This window comes from Winogradskyella sp. PC D3.3, assembly GCF_054366245.1.
Genome location: NZ_CM135962.1, coordinates 3,812,129 through 3,828,559, shown reverse-complemented (window position 1 = coordinate 3,828,559; position 16,431 = coordinate 3,812,129). Strand labels below are relative to the sequence as shown.

At 34.6% G+C, this 16,431-nt stretch carries 13 protein-coding genes and 1 pseudogene; 9 read left to right on the top strand and 5 right to left on the bottom strand.

From position 1 onward, the window contains the following. The first annotated feature begins 9 nt into the window (after positions 1–9). From rpmG to ftsY, 3 genes are all read left to right on the top strand, one after another. Entirely contained in the window at positions 10–192 is a 183-nt protein-coding gene (rpmG, locus tag ACXGSQ_RS17050; RefSeq protein WP_020896723.1) for a 50S ribosomal protein L33, read from the top strand. A gap of 6 nt (positions 193–198) precedes the next feature. Beyond that, positions 199–351, top strand: a complete 153-nt coding sequence (locus ACXGSQ_RS17045) for a DUF4295 domain-containing protein (RefSeq protein WP_195872391.1) — start codon at positions 199–201, stop codon at positions 349–351. 216 nt (positions 352–567) lie between these two features. After that, positions 568–1,542, top strand: coding sequence for a signal recognition particle-docking protein FtsY (ftsY, locus tag ACXGSQ_RS17040; RefSeq protein ID WP_458627340.1), 975 nt, complete (start codon positions 568–570; stop codon positions 1,540–1,542). A 374-nt stretch (positions 1,543–1,916) separates the two neighbouring features. On the opposite strand, the gene ACXGSQ_RS17035 is transcribed toward ftsY, so the two are convergent. Then, complete coding sequence (locus ACXGSQ_RS17035) at positions 1,917–2,993, bottom strand: serine hydrolase domain-containing protein (RefSeq protein ID WP_458627339.1); 1,077 nt, start codon at positions 2,991–2,993, stop codon at positions 1,917–1,919. A gap of 112 nt (positions 2,994–3,105) precedes the next feature. On the opposite strand from ACXGSQ_RS17035, the gene rimO reads away from it, so the two are divergent. Continuing rightward, the gene (rimO, locus tag ACXGSQ_RS17030; RefSeq protein WP_458627338.1) at positions 3,106–4,413 is read left to right on the top strand and encodes a 30S ribosomal protein S12 methylthiotransferase RimO; all 1,308 of its coding nucleotides are present in this window, start codon (positions 3,106–3,108) and stop codon (positions 4,411–4,413) included. 219 nt (positions 4,414–4,632) lie between these two features. Here rimO and ACXGSQ_RS17025 read toward each other — a convergent pair whose 3' ends face one another. From ACXGSQ_RS17025 to ACXGSQ_RS17010, 4 genes and pseudogenes are all read right to left on the bottom strand, one after another. Further along, the gene (locus ACXGSQ_RS17025) at positions 4,633–5,004 is read right to left on the bottom strand and encodes a VOC family protein (protein WP_458627337.1); all 372 of its coding nucleotides are present in this window, start codon (positions 5,002–5,004) and stop codon (positions 4,633–4,635) included. A gap of 37 nt (positions 5,005–5,041) precedes the next feature. Then, positions 5,042–5,641: a hypothetical protein gene (locus ACXGSQ_RS17020; protein WP_458627336.1), complete on the bottom strand. Its 600-nt coding sequence runs from the start codon at positions 5,639–5,641 to the stop codon at positions 5,042–5,044. A gap of 249 nt (positions 5,642–5,890) precedes the next feature. Further along, positions 5,891–6,541, bottom strand: coding sequence for a peroxiredoxin-like family protein (locus ACXGSQ_RS17015; protein ID WP_458627335.1), 651 nt, complete (start codon positions 6,539–6,541; stop codon positions 5,891–5,893). A 13-nt stretch (positions 6,542–6,554) separates the two neighbouring features. Next, positions 6,555–9,033, bottom strand: a pseudogene (locus tag ACXGSQ_RS17010) (M14 family metallopeptidase). A 116-nt stretch (positions 9,034–9,149) separates the two neighbouring features. Between ACXGSQ_RS17010 and bshC the strand changes: the two are divergent. The 5 genes from bshC (at position 9,150) to ACXGSQ_RS16985 (ending at position 16,404) form a co-directional block, all read left to right on the top strand. Further along, a complete protein-coding gene (gene bshC / locus ACXGSQ_RS17005; RefSeq protein WP_458627334.1) occupies positions 9,150–10,748 on the top strand; it encodes a bacillithiol biosynthesis cysteine-adding enzyme BshC in 1,599 nt (532 codons plus the stop codon). 3 nt (positions 10,749–10,751) lie between these two features. Next, positions 10,752–12,122 carry a pyridoxal phosphate-dependent decarboxylase family protein gene (locus tag ACXGSQ_RS17000; RefSeq protein WP_458627333.1) on the top strand — a complete coding sequence of 457 codons (1,371 nt, stop codon included), beginning with the start codon at positions 10,752–10,754 and terminating at the stop codon, positions 12,120–12,122. Between the two features lie 138 nt (positions 12,123–12,260). After that, on the top strand, positions 12,261–13,796 hold the full coding sequence (guaA, locus tag ACXGSQ_RS16995) for a glutamine-hydrolyzing GMP synthase (protein WP_458627332.1): 1,536 nt from the start codon (positions 12,261–12,263) through the stop codon (positions 13,794–13,796). A gap of 57 nt (positions 13,797–13,853) precedes the next feature. Then, on the top strand, positions 13,854–15,764 hold the full coding sequence (locus tag ACXGSQ_RS16990) for an amino acid ABC transporter substrate-binding protein (protein ID WP_458627331.1): 1,911 nt from the start codon (positions 13,854–13,856) through the stop codon (positions 15,762–15,764). A gap of 100 nt (positions 15,765–15,864) precedes the next feature. Then, on the top strand, positions 15,865–16,404 hold the full coding sequence (locus tag ACXGSQ_RS16985; RefSeq protein WP_458627330.1) for a DUF922 domain-containing protein: 540 nt from the start codon (positions 15,865–15,867) through the stop codon (positions 16,402–16,404). Positions 16,405–16,431: the final 27 nt, after the last annotated feature.

The following is a 16,431-nucleotide window of genomic DNA, read 5'->3' as shown; positions in this document are numbered from 1 at the left end:
CAATTTACTATGGCAAAAAGAGGAAATAGAATACAAGTTATCTTAGAGTGCACAGAGCACAAAACTTCTGGACAACCAGGAACATCAAGATATATTACAACAAAAAATAAGAAGAACACGCCAGATCGTATGGAGATTAAGAAATTTAATCCTATCCTTAAGCGTATGACTGTTCATAAAGAGATAAAATAAGAAACCATGGCAAAGAAATCAGTAGCGTCTTTACAGACAGGATCAAAACGTTTGACAAAAGCTATAAAAATGGTGAAATCACCAAAAACTGGAGCATACATGTTCGTAGAATCAGTAATGGCACCAGAATTTGTCAATGACTTTTTTAATAAAAAATAATCTTTATTTTAATATAGATTAACTAAACTGCTTTCGTATGAAAGCAGTTTTTTTATGGTTATATTTGAGTGTGTATGACAACTTAGCAGTAACTCATTAAAGGCAAGGTTGTTGTATTGGGTTAGTTCATCTGTCTTTTAGGACTATTAGATTTAATATATCTAAAGTTAAAGGGATGAGATGTCACAACTTAACAGAAACCAACGAAACAATAAAATGAGTTTTTTTAAAAAAATATTCTCTTCCGAAAAGAAAGAAACCTTAGACAAAGGCTTGGAGAAATCTAAGACCTCTTTTTTTAGCAAATTAAATAAAGCCGTTGCAGGAAAATCTAAAGTCGATGATGACGTTTTAGATAATCTAGAGGAAATTCTAGTCTCTAGCGATGTTGGCGTTAACACGACATTAAAAGTCATCACTCGTATTGAAGAACGGGTCGCTAAAGATAAATATTTAGGCACTTCAGAATTAAATAAAATTTTAAGAGAGGAAATAGCAGGCTTATTGTCTGAAACCAAATCTGGAGAAGAAACGGAATACACTATTCCTGATTTGCCAAAACAAGCTAATGGTTCTAAAACACCTTATGTCCTTATGGTTGTAGGTGTTAATGGTGTTGGTAAGACGACAACTATTGGAAAGTTAGCTTATCAGTTTAAAAAGAAAGGTTTAAAAGTTGTACTTGGTGCTGCAGATACTTTTAGAGCAGCAGCTATAGATCAATTACAAGTATGGGCAGACCGTGTAGATGTGCCTATGATTAGACAAGAAATGGGATCTGATCCGGCATCTGTTGCTTTTGATGCCTTACAGTCAGGTGTGACTCAAAATGCAGATGTGATTATTATTGATACTGCCGGGCGTTTACATAATAAAATTAACCTAATGAATGAGCTCACCAAAGTAAAACGTGTGATGCAAAAAGTTGTTGGTGATGCACCGCACGACGTTTTATTAGTTTTAGATGGCTCAACAGGTCAAAATGCTTTTGAACAAGCAAAACAATTTACAGCAGCAACCGAAGTTACTTCTTTAGCCGTAACTAAGTTAGACGGAACTGCCAAAGGAGGAGTGGTTATAGGAATTAGTGATCAGTTTCAAATTCCTGTAAAATATATTGGTGTAGGTGAAGGTATTGAAGATTTACAAGTCTTTAATAAATATGAGTTTGTAGATTCATTCTTTAAATAGCATTTTCTAAGTTCGGTATAGCACCATTGAGCGTGTCATAATGCCGTAAACCACACTTAAAAGATTTTAAAGCCAAATACAATACTGCAAGTATTGTATTTGGCTTTTATGCTTTTTAATATGCGGTGTCGCTAACATGGGGCTGTACAACACCACAACGCCCTTTACTTCCAAAGTAGTTAAATGCTTATGCGGCCTTTCCGTTGTATTTTATAGTCGCATTTTTTGGTGTCCTAAGTTTCTTTAATATGCGAAGTTTATAAACTAAACAGTATAAATGTTAAACGTGTTTATGCCTTATTTGGAGTTGTGTTTTTGTTTTGTGTTTTTCAGTGGCCTATTTATCAATGAATTATGCGTTTTAATCCTTATGGCTAATTAATTAAAGCATTAATTTTTACCCAAAGCTCATTATCAAAATTTGAAAGTGCAAAATTTGTATCTTCTGCAGATTGTCCCATTCTTACGATGACAAGCTTTTTGCTTGGAACGATATATATTTTTTGATCATTTTTACCAAGAGCGGCATACATATCACTCGGTGCATCTGGTATGAGTTCGCCAGAGAACTCAATTTGACTTTGGGGTAAATGATATGACGTTTTGCCATTAAGCCACCATAAATAACCATAAGCCAAATTAACCTCCTGAGAAGTGTTGGTGGCAGTAGATAAATAATTGTCGTTTACAATTTGTTCATCTTCCCATTTGCCATTGGCATAAGTTAATAAGCCAAATCTAGCCATGCTTCTGGTATCGCTTAGGTAAACACTTAAGCCACTTAAGTCTATCCAATTTCCAGTCATTCCTATTTTGTCTCTAAGATGTGTATTAAAGTAATTGTCCCAAGTTGTATTGCTAGACTCAGCTACAACATCTTGTAATTTTACATACACATTATGGTAAGCCCAACGCGTACCAGCATCTGCCACATATTGTAAATTACTTGGGGAAACATCATCACCTAAAGTATCGTCTAAACCAGAGGTCATGGATAATAAATTTTTACAAGTAATTAGGTTTTCTTTTTCTAATGGAGCGCTTGTCCATCCAGTACCAAGATAATCTGAAACTTTATTATTGATATCTAATAACCCTTCATCTTGAGCAATTCCAGTAACTGCAGTAGTCAATGTCTTTCCTGCACTTGCCCAATACCATGGTGTTGAACTGGTATGGTTATTAAAATAATGTTCTTCAACTATTTTGCCGTTATGAAGAATCATAAAACTTTTAGAGTTTTTTTCCTCTAGGAAGTCTAATAATGGTTGAAGCTGATCTTCATTCCAATTTAATTCTGAAATTGATTTAGTTTCCCACGTATCGGAATTTATTGGAGGAAAGTAAATGGCCTCAGTTTCTAGTTCTTCAAGAGTATTATCATCATTATTAGAACAGGAAAAATTAAAGGCTAAACATAAAATTAAAATAACTATAGGTGTTGTTTTCATGATTTTGTTTAAAAATAAGACTTTAAAAATAAGAAAACGTTTAATCGCGCTAAGCAGCAATCAATTATCGTAAATCATTCCGTATCTTTGCAAACTGATTTACAAAAAAAGCATGAGAACTAAGACCATAAAAAAGAATAGAATTAATGTTATTACATTAGGCTGTAGTAAGAATGTTTACGATAGCGAAGTGTTAATGGGGCAACTAAAAGCCAGTGGAAAGGACGTGGTGCATGAGCAAGAAGGTAATGTTGTGGTTATAAATACTTGTGGTTTTATTAATAATGCTAAGGAGGAAAGTGTGAACACCATTTTGGAGTACATGCAGAAAAAGGAAGATGGAGACGTTGATAAAGTGTTTGTTACCGGTTGCTTAAGTGAGCGCTACAAGCCGGACTTAGAAAAAGAAATTCCGAATGTAGATCAGTATTTCGGAACTACAGAATTGCCAAGTTTATTAAAAGCATTAGGTGCCGATTATAAGCATGAATTAATCGGAGAGCGTTTAACAACAACTCCGAAAAATTACGCTTATTTAAAGATTGCAGAAGGTTGTGACCGACCTTGTAGTTTTTGTGCGATTCCAATTATGCGAGGCAAACATAAAAGTACTCCAATTGAAAACTTAGTCACCGAAGCTGAAAAATTAGCAGCTAATGGTGTTAAGGAATTGATTCTTATCGCACAAGATTTAACCTATTACGGTTTAGATATTTATAAAAAACGAAACCTAGCAGAGTTATTAGAACACTTAGTTAAGGTTGAAGGTATTGAATGGATTCGTTTGCATTATGCTTTTCCAACAGGTTTTCCTATGGATGTTTTAGATATCATGAAGCGTGAACCTAAAATTTGTAACTATTTAGATATTCCGTTACAGCATATTTCTGATGATTTATTAAAATCGATGCGTCGTGGTACTACAAAAGAAAAGACCACAAAATTGATTCATGAATTTAGAGCTATTGTTCCTGAAATGACTATTAGAACAACGCTGATTGTTGGTTATCCAGGAGAAACAGAAGCACATTTTGAAGAGCTTAAACAATGGGTTTCTGAAATGCGTTTTGAGCGTTTAGGGTGTTTTACGTATTCTCATGAAGAAAACACACATGCCTATAATTTAGAAGATGATGTGCCTGAGGATGTAAAAATTCAGCGTGCCAATGAGATTATGGAAATTCAGTCTCAAATTTCTTGGGAATTGAATCAAGCTAAAATAGGACAAGAGTTTAAAGTGGTTATTGATCGTAAAGAAGGTAACTATTTTGTGGGTAGAACAGAGTTTGATTCACCAGATGTTGATAACGAAGTCCTAATTGATGCTACAAAGACTTATTTGAAAACCGGAGAATTTGCAACCATTAAAGTTACTGAAGCAGAAGATTTTGATTTGTATGGTGAAGTTGTAGTACGCTAAACTTTTTTGTGACTTATGATCTTATTCAGTGTCTTATGAGTAAATCCCTTTTAGTCATGAATCCAGTAAAACGAAATCAAATGCGAATTTTATTATTAACGCTCTATTTGATTTGTAGTTATTTTGTTTACAAAGTTTTATTTTAGAGAATGATTTAGCAGTAAAGGCTTTTAAAAACCCTTTTTAGGCCTATGATAATTTGCTAGGTTTTATTTCAATTTAAATATGCTGATCTATTAATATTGCATTACCATCAGGATCTAACACAACAAAACTTGCTGGCCCCGAAGTGGTTTCATCGGCTTCATGTTCTAATGTTATATTATGGCTTTTTAAATGCTTTTGAATGGTACGCACGTCATCAAAGTTTTTAAGTGTATTCGCATCTTGATCCCAACCAGGATTAAAAGTCAAAATATTGTTTTTAAACATCCCTTGAAATAAACCAATAAGTGTTGATTCATTTTTCATGATGAGATAGTTTTGTTTAATATCACCTCCAAAAACGGTAAATCCTAAAGTTTCGTAAAATGCTTTTGAAGCTTTGAGGTCTTTAACGTTAAGGCTTGTTGAAAAGGCTCCTAGTTTCATAATATGGTTAATTAATTAGATTTAAAGGTTGTACGTTTTATTTGATGCTGGTCTTTATGTATTTGAATTTCAAATGTTCGCCATCTCCAAATCTACCATCTTCATAAATTTTTAAAGCTATTGTTGCATTATCAATCCATACGATATCTTCAATAGACCACTCTTTGGTGTAAAAACTAAAATAAAATTCCAAAAGGTTTAAACCTTTGTTTTTGGTGATTTTAAAAATATGAATATCGGCACGATAATCGTAATAATGGTTATAATCAGGGCCATCGTAAGAGCCAAAAACCATAAAGTAATTGTGGTTTGGCGAAAAGGCCGTACCTAAAATTCCTTGGTCAAAACTTGCAGGTAACCAAAATTTTTCTCCTGTAATATCATCTGTTAAATAAGTCTCACAAATTTGGTCGCAATAACTTTTTAGAGTTACCCCCCTTTTTTTAAAGAATGTAGAATCACTTTCTTTAGCATTTGTTAGTCGTTCTGTTTCTTTTAATAAATAAGATGTGTAATCCGTTTCAGAAATGGATTTGAAATCTAAATCTCTATTTCGTGAATCGATTTCAGTTTGAGCCTTAACACTATTATAACAGCTAATACAGAGTAAAACTCCAATAATTATATATGTTTTCATTTGAGTTGTAATTTAAAACAATGAAAAGCTCTCAATCACCTTGGAGTATTTTCTACACGGGATTGCTCCCTTAGATTTATCTAAAGCAAGAACCTATTCAACGATTTGGTTATAGCTCATAAGTATTGTTATTCACAAGAACAACAGCGTTGACTAAAAAGAGTTTACCATTTTCCCAAAAGCGTCTAAAAAGGGTGTTGTTTACTTAATAAATAAAACTAATGCTTTCGATTGGTTTTTCAACTAGAACTAATTTAAACTTTTAAGCACTTCAACAATTTCATCTGGTTCAGAGCGTGTTCTGTAATCCACATTGACATAGCTCCATTTAACTATGCCATCGGTGTCTAAAATAAAGGTCGCAGGAATTGGTAAAACGCTAGCATTGCCATTATTGATTTTTTTAAGGTCGAGTTGTCTATCTACACGCATATGATCTAATAAAAATTCAGGAACTTCCCAAGCCACACCATATTGTGAAGCCACTTTTGCATCTTGATCAGACAATACCGTAAAATCCATGTTGTTGATTTCGTTTTCCGTTAAGGAATCATCTGGTACTTCAGGACTAATAGCAACTAATGTTGCACCTAAGGCATGGATTTCAATTAGTTTAGCTTGTAGTGCTCTTAGTTGCAAATTGCAATAAGGACACCAACTACCGCGATAAAATGTAACTACAACAGGTCCTTTTTCTAATAAACCAGACAATGAAATTAGTTGTCCTTGTGGATTTGGTAATTCAAAATCTAAAGCTTTGTCCCCAATTTTTAAAGCATCCTTTCCTTCTTCAAAAGCTTTTGCTTTATCAATGGCTTCATCAACACCTTTCATAAAGTCAGGTTTTGCTTTTCTTCCAGCAGCAATCTTAGCGTCAGTTTGTTCTTTTAAAGTTTTCATTTTCTATTTTAAACTACAATTCATAAGTATTGTTATTCACAAGAAAAACAGCATTGACAAAAAAGAGTTTACCATTTTCCCAAAAGCTTCTAAAAAGGGTGTTGTCTACCATATAAATAAAACTACCACTTCCCATAAGTTCTTCACCAAAAACTAAAGTTTGGTCTAGTGCTTTTTTTGCATTTTGTCCTGCAAAACCAGAATACACTTTAGTGTCCTTTAAGTAAGCTACGTTATAGCCATTGTCTAATAGACTATACGCTGAACTGCCTAATTTTAAAGTGAAATAAGTATCGCTATATCCAAAAGCCATTGGATGGGTATTATCGACTTTAGTCTTAAAAATAGCACCAGTAATCAGGTTATTACTGTATTCACGTTCGCGATCGGCATAAGCTGTAAGGTTGTCTTTTTGCTTCCTGATCTGTTTCTTTATAAGTTAAACTAAAACCATCTTTACCCGCAAAGCTGCGTAGCGCACCATCAATAGCAATCACTTTACCACCAGAACGTACCCAGTCTTTAAGTTTAGTCATGTTACTTTCATTAAGGACTTTTCTGTAATTACCATTCGGAAGAATTAATACATTGTATTTGTCTAAATCAGTATTGCCTAAATTATCTGTGTTAATCGAGGTTAAAGGATAATGCAATTGCTGCTCAAAGAAATGCCAAATTTCACCATAACTCAAAGACGAGGTGCCTTCACCAGAAAGGACAGCAACCTTTTGCTTGTTCACTAATTTAATATCAGGAGAACCAATATCTGGAGTGCTTTGTGAAAACCCAGAATTAATGGCTGTAAGTGGTTGTGCTTGGTCTTGCGCAATCGCATTCAACTTGTCTAAGAAATCATCGATATGTTTATTGTCTCCTTGCGTAATAATTAAAGAGCCGCGTTCAAACTTTTTATTATTTGAAGCAAATGGTTTTTCGGTAAATCTTACTTTGAAATTTTGTTTTAGTAATTCGGCTAAAAATTGGGCATCATCCATGGCATCCCATTTGCTTACATAGCCATAGGCCTCCTTCAAGGTTTGAACTTCTGCACGACTTGATAGTTGTGAACTCGGAATTTTAGACGTGCTGGCAATTGTTTCTAAGCCATAAGCATATGGTAAGGACCAAGCTGTTATATCGTAAGTTAAGGAATCTGAAAGTTTAGCATTAGGTTCAAACAATGCTTTTACCATTTTACCTTTGGGTTGGTTAGTGTGTACCACTAATGCACTAGCATCGACGTTTAAAGTTCCTTGTTTTCCAGTAGCATAGTTAATACCAGATACTTTAGAGGTTGTTGGGTTTTCAAATGTAATTTGGTGTTTGTTTAAAAGGGTTTTTAAACGATTTAATTTATCTGGATTACCTTTTAAGACATAACTTTTGTATTTTAAGTTGGTATTATTAAAAAATTTACCAAACTCAGTATTTAATTGTTTTGCATTTTTTGATGCCATTTCAACTGTTGAAAGTCCTGTGGTTGTATGGTGAGTTAATCGCTCAACTAAGGTTAATACATGGCCTTCATCATTAAAGATGCCTAATCCTGCCATACCGTGACCACCTTGCTCATATGTCATGCCCATGGCTCCCATAAATGTTGGGTAGGTGTCTCCATAGCTAGGATAAAACAAATCAAAACGTTCTCTTGTAAAAAACAGCCAACCTTCTTTGTCAAAATATTTAGCGTGATTTTGTCCTATTTGTGTTTGAAAATCGCGTTGCCAATCGGTAATAATTTCATGAAACGGTTCTGCTGCAGGAGCAAAATAATACGGTTCATTGATGCCTTGTTCATGAAAATCGACATGCACATGTGGCATCCATTTGTTATAAACAGCAATACGTTGTTGCGTTTCTACTTGCGAAGCCCAAACCCAGTCTCTATTTAAATCAAAGAGGTAATGATTTGGTCGTCCTCCTGGCCATGGTTCGTGGTGCTCACTGGCTTGTCGGTCTATATCGTATGGCTGGCTCGCTGTTTCATTATACCAATTGATATAACGATCGCGACCATCAGGATTGACGCTTGGGTCAATAATTACAACCGTGTTTTTAAGTAACTCTTGTTGCTCAGTTAATAATTTGTATAAGGTAAGCATAGACGCTTCAGAACTCGATGCTTCATTACCATGTACATTATAACTTAACCAAACAATGGCAATATCTGTTGCTGTAGGTTCGCCTTCTAATAAACCTGCGTTTTTTAAATTGTTTTCTCTAATAGTTTCGAGTTGCTTCATATTAGCTTCACTCGTTACAAAAGCCAAATACAAATCTCTACGCTCGTTGGTTTTTCCGTAGTTTTCTAATTTTACTTGATGAGGGCTTGCTTTTTCTACCGCTTTAAAATAATCAACAACTTGATGGTTTCTACTAAATTGTGTGCCAATGTCATAACCTAAAAAGTCCGTTGGAGATGGAATGGTTTGTGCTGATGTTAAGGTTAGACTACCGAAAACGACCAAAAGCGCTAAGATAAATTTTTGCATTTAATTTAAAATTAAGGTTGTAAGCTAGTAAAGATAGTTAGTGCAACTGAATTAACTAAAAATTAGCAGATAAAAAATTGAAGAGCCTTATATTTATGCCATAAATAAGTTTGATAATGCCAACCAATTATATTCCGTTTAAGGACACCAATTATTTCTCAGATTTTATATGCGATTATCTCGCTGAAAAAGATGAACTAAAGGATTTTTACCATCGTTTCCCTAAGTTGAAAAACTTTGAAGCACAGATAAAAGAAAAGCAAAAGTCTGTTGGTGCGCAGTCGAGAACGGTTTTAGTTGAAAGCTTAAAGCATCAATATAAAAACCTTGACACTTCAGAATTAACTATTGAACATATTGAAAGCCTAAAGCACGACACTACCTTCACCATTACCACCGGGCATCAATTAAATCTATTTACAGGACCACTTTATTTTCTGTACAAAATTATTTCAACCATCAATCTAACGAAGCAATTAAAGGCTGAATATCCAGATTACAATTTTGTCCCTATATATTGGATGGCTTCTGAGGATCACGATTTTGAAGAAATCAATTACTTTAATTTTAAAGGCAAAAAGATTCAGTGGAATTCTCAGCAAACAGGAGCTGTTGGTCATTTTAATACCGAAGGTTTAGATGACGTGTTTGAAGTGATAGCTTTAGAATTTGGCGGTGGAAAAAATGCAGAACAATTAAAAAGATGGTTTAAGGAAGGGTATCTTAAACATCATAATTTAGCAGATGCTACACGTTATTTGGCTAACGAATTATTTGGAGAACATGGTTTAGTGATTATAGATGCCGATGATAGAGCACTGAAACGTTTGTTTATTCCGCAGATGAAACAAGAAATGCTAGAACAAACAGCATTTAAAACTGTTTCTGAAACCAATAAGAAATTAGAAGATTTAGAATTAAAGATTCAAGTCAATCCGAGAGAAATTAACCTCTTTTATATTAAAGATGGTTTACGCGAGCGTATTGTAGAAAATGAAGGAGTATATTCGGTACTAGATACTGATATTTCTTGGAGCAAGAGTGAGCTACTAGAGCATCTTGATGAATTTCCGGAGCGATTTTCGCCAAACGTGATTATGCGTCCTTTATATCAAGAAGTGATTTTACCTAACCTTTGTTACATTGGAGGAGGTGGAGAAATGATTTATTGGTTACAATTAAAATCTAATTTTGAAGCGCAAAAGGTAACGTTTCCAATGTTATTATTAAGAAATTCAGCCTTAGTTAAAACGACAAAGCAAGCAGAGAAGCTTGAAAAATTGCATATTTCGGATAACGATTTATTCTTAGATAGACATTCGTTTATTAATAAAAAGGTTAGAAAAATATCGAATATAGATATTGACTTTTCTGAACAAATTCAACATTTAGAAACCCAATTTAAAGGGCTTTATGATTTAGCAGAACAAACGGATAAATCCTTTGTTGGTGCTGTAAAAGCACAAGAAGTCAAACAATTAAAAGGTTTAAAACATCTTGAAAAACGATTGTTAACAGCCCAAAAACGGAAATTAGCAGATCAAATTGAACGTTGTACAGAACTACAAGAGCAATTGTTTCCTGGTCAAAGTTTACAAGAACGAAATACTAATTTTTCGGAGTTGTATTTAGAGTATGGTAATCAATTAATACCAGAATTATTAAAAGCCTTAGAACCTCTAAAAGGTGAATTTTTAATCCTAAATTTAAAATAGCAAATGCATCATATTGATATTGAGTTAATTGAAATGACTTTGGATGTTATGAAATATGTCATCGGAAGAGTTTCAGCAACCGAACATCAAATAGGAAAACCCAAAAAATCAGAAGAATTAAAAGCACTAGTTGGTGAAACTGTAACACCAAAAGGTGTTGGTGGAGAATACGCTTTTAACCTTTGGAAAGCACATTTGGCTAAAGCCAATGTGCCTGTAGATCACCCAAGGAATTTAGCTTTTGTGCCAGCGTCACCAACGAAAGCGGCCATTATGTTCGACTTAATTACGTCGGCATCAAGTATACATGGCGCGTATTGGATGGAAGGTGCAGGAGGTATTTTTTGTGAAAATGAGGCCATGAAATGGATTGTGTCCTTAACCGGTTTACCAGAAGGTGCTTTTGGGGTTTTTACAAGTGGAGGTACAGCCGCTAATTTATCGGCTATTGTCACTGCTAGAGAACATTGGAGAGAAAATCCAGAGTTTAAGCGAGAAAAAGGATTGATTGTGACCTCAATTGGTGCACATTCATCTATAAAAGCCATGGCTAAAGTTGCTGATGTAGATATCGTTTTGGTCGATTCTGAAGAGCACTTAACAGGTAATGCCTTAAGAGAAACCATTGCTACATTAACAGAGCACCAACGCAAGTGTTTGTTTGCTGTTGTTGCAACAGGAGGTACGACTAATGCTGGAATCATTGACGATTTAGATAGCATAGCTAAAGTCTGCGAAGAAGAGAATTTATGGTTTCATGTTGATGCGGCTTATGGAGGAGGGGCTTTAGTGGCCGATTCTGTACGTCATTTATTTAAGGGTATTGAGAAAGCTGATAGTATCACCATTGATCCACATAAATGGATGTTCTCACCTTACGATTGTGGTGCTGTGATTTATAAGAATATGGAATTGGCAAAAAATGCCCATTCGCAACAAGGCTCATATCTCGAAATATTTAAGGACGAAGGCGCTCATGGGTTTAATCCAACCGATTACCAAATTCAACTGACACGTCGTGTTAGAGGGTTGCCGTTATGGTTCTCTTTAGCAACACATGGTACAGACCGTTATAAAGAAGCTGTAGAACGCGGTTTGGAATTGGCACAAATAGCAGGGCGACTCATTGAAGCGCATCCAGATTTGGAATTGGTGAGAGCACCAAGTTTATCTTGTGTATTATACAGAAGAATAGGTTGGAAACCCGAAGATTATACACATTGGACCTACGAAAACCACGAAAAAGGCTTTGCATTAGTGACACCAACCAAATGGAAAAATGGTGATACTTATGAAACGTGTTCACGGTTTTGTTTTATAAACCCAGATACAACAGAGCGTGATATTGAGATGATTTTAGACTCGATGGTTTAAGTGACATCACGATTTTAATAGCAAAATAATCCCTTTACTTTTTTTAATAGTTTAATTATAGATTTCACTTGTTAAAAAGTTAATGCAAAAAATGGTGATTGATAAATAGTAATTCCGAAAACCTTACTATTTTTGCGCATGCAACACAACAAAGTCCTAATATTAGATTTCGGATCGCAATACACACAGCTTATTGCGCGTCGCGTTAGAGAATTAAATATCTATTGCGAAATTCACCCATTCAACAAAATTCCTTCAGATTCAGATAGCTTTAAAGCTGTTATTTTATCTGGTAGTCCTAATTCCGTGCGAGGCGAAGCAGTTCTCCATCCTGATTTAGAGAGTATCAGAGGAAAAAAACCGATGCTTGCAGTCTGCTATGGTGCGCAATATTTGGCGCATTTTTCAGGCGGAGAAGTCGCAGAATCAAATACCAGAGAATATGGAAGAGCAAATTTAAGTTTTGTAAAGCCAGACGAAGATTTCTTTGAAAATATACATGAAGGCAGCCAAGTTTGGATGAGCCATAGTGATACGATTAAAAAATTACCAACAGGAGGAGTGCTTTTAGCAAGTACAAAAGACGTTGAAAATGCGGCTTATAAAATTGAAGGCGAAGACACCTATGCTATTCAGTTTCATCCTGAAGTATATCACTCTACAGATGGTCATCAGCTTTTAAGCAATTTCTTAATTAAGATTGCTAAAGTGGAACAAGATTGGACACCACAATCTTTTGTTGAAGAAACCGTTGATAGTCTTAAAGCACAATTAGGTAATGATAAAGTGGTGCTTGGTTTATCAGGTGGAGTAGATTCGTCTGTAGCCGCTATGTTATTGCACAAAGCTATTGGTGAAAACCTGTATTGTATTTTTGTAAATAATGGTTTGTTACGTAAAAATGAATTCGTAGATGTGTTAAAACAATACGAAGGTATGGGGCTTAATGTTAAAGGAGTTGATGCTTCGGCACGCTTTTTGGATGCTTTAGCAGGATTGAGTGATCCAGAGTTAAAACGAAAAGCCATTGGGCGGGTGTTCATTGAAGTTTTTGATGATGAAGCACATTTAATACAAGATGTGAAATGGTTGGCACAAGGCACTATTTATCCAGATGTTATTGAAAGTGTGTCCGCAACAGGTGGTCCAAGTGCAACAATAAAAAGTCACCACAATGTTGGTGGCTTACCAGATTATATGAAGCTTAAGGTTGTGGAGCCTTTAAAGGCTTTATTTAAAGACGAAGTAAGACGTGTTGGGGCTTCTATGAATATGGATAAACAACTCTTAGGGCGTCATCCATTTCCTGGTCCAGGTTTAGCAATTCGAATTCTCGGAGATCTAACCGCAGAAAAAGTACGTATATTACAAGAAGTCGATGCTATTTTTATAAATAATCTTCGTTCTTGGAATCTATATGATAAGGTATGGCAAGCAGGTGCGATGTTGTTACCCGTAAATAGTGTTGGAGTGATGGGAGATGAGCGTACTTATGAAAAATGTGTAGCTTTAAGAGCAGTGGAGAGTACCGACGGAATGACGGCTGATTGGGTAAATTTACCATATGAGTTTTTACAAAAGACATCAAACGAAATTATAAATAAAGTGAAAGGTGTGAATAGAGTCGTTTACGATATCAGTTCAAAACCACCTGCCACTATTGAGTGGGAATAAAAATACGAACTAGTTGCTGAGCGAAATCAAAGTACAGTTTGTAGTAAAACAGAATACATGAGAAATATTTTAACCATCCTTTTAATTACTTTTACAATAGGTTTAAGTGCCCAAGATTATATTGAGCATACCGTTAAACCAGGTGAAACAATTGAAAGTATAGCTAAAGGCTATTTAGTAACTCCATTTGACATTTATGCACTAAATCCTGATGCTAAACGTAAGTTTCAACCTAATACTATCTTAATTATACCGAATTCTAAAGTTAAGAATGCGTCTATTGTAGAAGATAGTAGGGAGCTTATTGGTTATAAGAATCATAAAGTGAAACGCAAAGAAACCTTATATGGCTTAGCGCAAGAATACAGTGTTTCTGAAGATGAAATAAAAAAAGCAAACCGTTTTTTGTATTCTGAAAACCTAAAAAAAGGTGATAAAATTAGAATCCCAAGATTTAGAACCGTTGCATCTAAACAAACTTTGACGAATACGGTGAAAAAATACACCGTTCAACCTAAGGAAGGAAAATGGAGAATTGCCTATAAATTTGGGATTACTGTCGCAGATTTAGAAGCTTTAAATCCATCTATGAATGAAACTATTCAGCCTGGAGACGTGCTTAATGTTCCTAATATAAATGATACAGAGGAAAAGCAAATTGAGCCGACTTTTGGTTATTATGAAGTGTTACCTAAAGAAGGATTTTATAGATTAAAGGTCAAACTTAATTTAACACAAGAACAATTAGAGGCACTAAACCCAGAGTTAAAAGAAACAGGTTTAAAAGCAGGAATGGTTTTAAAAGTTCCAACAGGAGTTGTTGATACCACAACGCGTTTAGATGCCGTAGAAACTACAAACTTAAAAAGTAGTTTGTCTAACTTTAAGACTAAAAAAATTGCCTTAATGATGCCGTATCGATTAGATAGAATCGATGTAGATGCTATTGAAGAAACCAAAGAGCGAATTAAAAACGACAAACGATTATCTGTTGTATTAGATTTTCATGTAGGAGTTATGATGGCTTTAGACTCTGCAAAACAATTGGGGATTTCAACAGATTTAAAAGTTTTTGATACTGGTTACCATGTTTCAAAAACAGCAGAAATATTAGCCGAAAATGATTTCTCAGATTATGATGCCGTTATCGGTCCAATGGAAGAAAATAGTTTTAGTCGGGTAGCAATGACATTAAAAGCAGATAATATTCCTGTTATTGCCGCTATGAATAAACCGAAGCAGGTATTTGATAATGTTTTTCAGACGATACCAGAAGAGAGGTTATTGACTAAGACCATGATTGATTTTATGAAAGTAGATAGTTTGAAGACAAAAGTGGTTATCATTTCAGATCATGCGCATAAAGCAAGTAGTGAGGCTTTACAGAAACAATTTCCAAACTCTAAATTGATCTTAACGCAAAAAGATAAAAAAGACAAAACCAAGGATGCCTATTATATATACCATGCACATTTGAAAAATGTATTTAAACCAGGTAAAACCATAGTGTTTTTAGAAACAGATAATATATCTTTAGCGTCTAGTGTTATTAGTATGCTCAACGGTTTTGCTGTCGATAAAACTGAAATTATATTAGCAACTCTAAACAAAGGGAAGGCGTTTGAAGGTAAGGATATCGATAATAATAACTTGTCGCATCTTAAATTTCATTATCCATCCGTTTATAAAGATTTTGATGTAACAAAATCTAATGGTTTTGTTGATGCTTACCGAAAAGAGTATGGCGTTACACCAAGTAAATATGTGGCGCGTGGATTTGATATAACTTTAGATCTTTTAATGCGTTTGGCTTCTGCCGAAAATTTATATGAGGCTTCTACAGATGCAATTGAAACGGAGTATATTGAAAATAAATTCAGATACAAAAAAGCGCCATTGGGTGGTTATATTAATGAAGCGGTATACATTGTAAAGTATGATGACCTTAGAATTGTAAAGGCCAAATAATACCTTAATAATTGTTATTAATCGTTGTTTAATATTCTTATAGTGCATTTAGTATGCTTCAATAGGAAAAACGATTACTTTTAATTTGAAATAATTACTCTTGAAAAATCTACTTATTGTATTAAGCATTCTGTTTCTAGGAAGTCCTTCAAATGAGGAATCTTTTACCTGGAATGATAGGGCCAAACTAACTTGGGAGGACTTTAAAGGAACTCCAGATTTAGAATCAGATGCTGTAGCGTTAACAGCTTCAGGGATTACTTTTGGGTATGCTGTAAAAACTTCAGGGAAACAAATTGTGGATTTTACAGCAACAGTAGAAGCGCATTTTTATCCAAATAAATCGTGGTATGTCAAAAGTAAAGGGAATCCTTATATTTTAAGACATGAACAATTACACTTTGATATCACAGAACTATATGCACGTCAATTTAGAGCACAAATAACGAAGCTAATAGTAAATCAAAATGTGAAGGAACAGATGAAACGTTTACAGGCTACAATTAATGAAGCCGTTAACGAAACTCAACAACGTTACGATGCGCAAACCAACCATTCTATGAATAGAGAAATGCAAAAGGAATGGGAGATAACAATCCAAAACGAGCTTAATAAATTTGAAGACTATAAGTCGCAGTGATGCCATACTTTTTATCTACACTAAAAT

Excerpts from the sequence above, each read along its gene's own strand:
- rpmG (WP_020896723.1), top strand. The coding sequence starts at position 10 with ATGGCAAAAAGAGGAAATAGAATACAAGTTATCTTAGAGTGCACAGAG.
- ACXGSQ_RS17045 (WP_195872391.1), top strand. The coding sequence starts at position 199 with ATGGCAAAGAAATCAGTAGCGTCTTTACAGACAGGATCAAAACGTTTG.
- ftsY (WP_458627340.1), top strand. The coding sequence starts at position 568 with ATGAGTTTTTTTAAAAAAATATTCTCTTCCGAAAAGAAAGAAACCTTA.
- ACXGSQ_RS17035 (WP_458627339.1), bottom strand. The coding sequence starts at position 2,993 with ATGAAAACAACACCTATAGTTATTTTAATTTTATGTTTAGCCTTTAAT.
- rimO (WP_458627338.1), top strand. The coding sequence starts at position 3,106 with ATGAGAACTAAGACCATAAAAAAGAATAGAATTAATGTTATTACATTA.
- ACXGSQ_RS17025 (WP_458627337.1), bottom strand. The coding sequence starts at position 5,004 with ATGAAACTAGGAGCCTTTTCAACAAGCCTTAACGTTAAAGACCTCAAA.
- ACXGSQ_RS17020 (WP_458627336.1), bottom strand. The coding sequence starts at position 5,641 with ATGAAAACATATATAATTATTGGAGTTTTACTCTGTATTAGCTGTTAT.
- ACXGSQ_RS17015 (WP_458627335.1), bottom strand. The coding sequence starts at position 6,541 with ATGAAAACTTTAAAAGAACAAACTGACGCTAAGATTGCTGCTGGAAGA.
- bshC (WP_458627334.1), top strand. The coding sequence starts at position 9,150 with ATGCCAACCAATTATATTCCGTTTAAGGACACCAATTATTTCTCAGAT.
- ACXGSQ_RS17000 (WP_458627333.1), top strand. The coding sequence starts at position 10,752 with ATGCATCATATTGATATTGAGTTAATTGAAATGACTTTGGATGTTATG.
- guaA (WP_458627332.1), top strand. The coding sequence starts at position 12,261 with ATGCAACACAACAAAGTCCTAATATTAGATTTCGGATCGCAATACACA.
- ACXGSQ_RS16990 (WP_458627331.1), top strand. The coding sequence starts at position 13,854 with ATGAGAAATATTTTAACCATCCTTTTAATTACTTTTACAATAGGTTTA.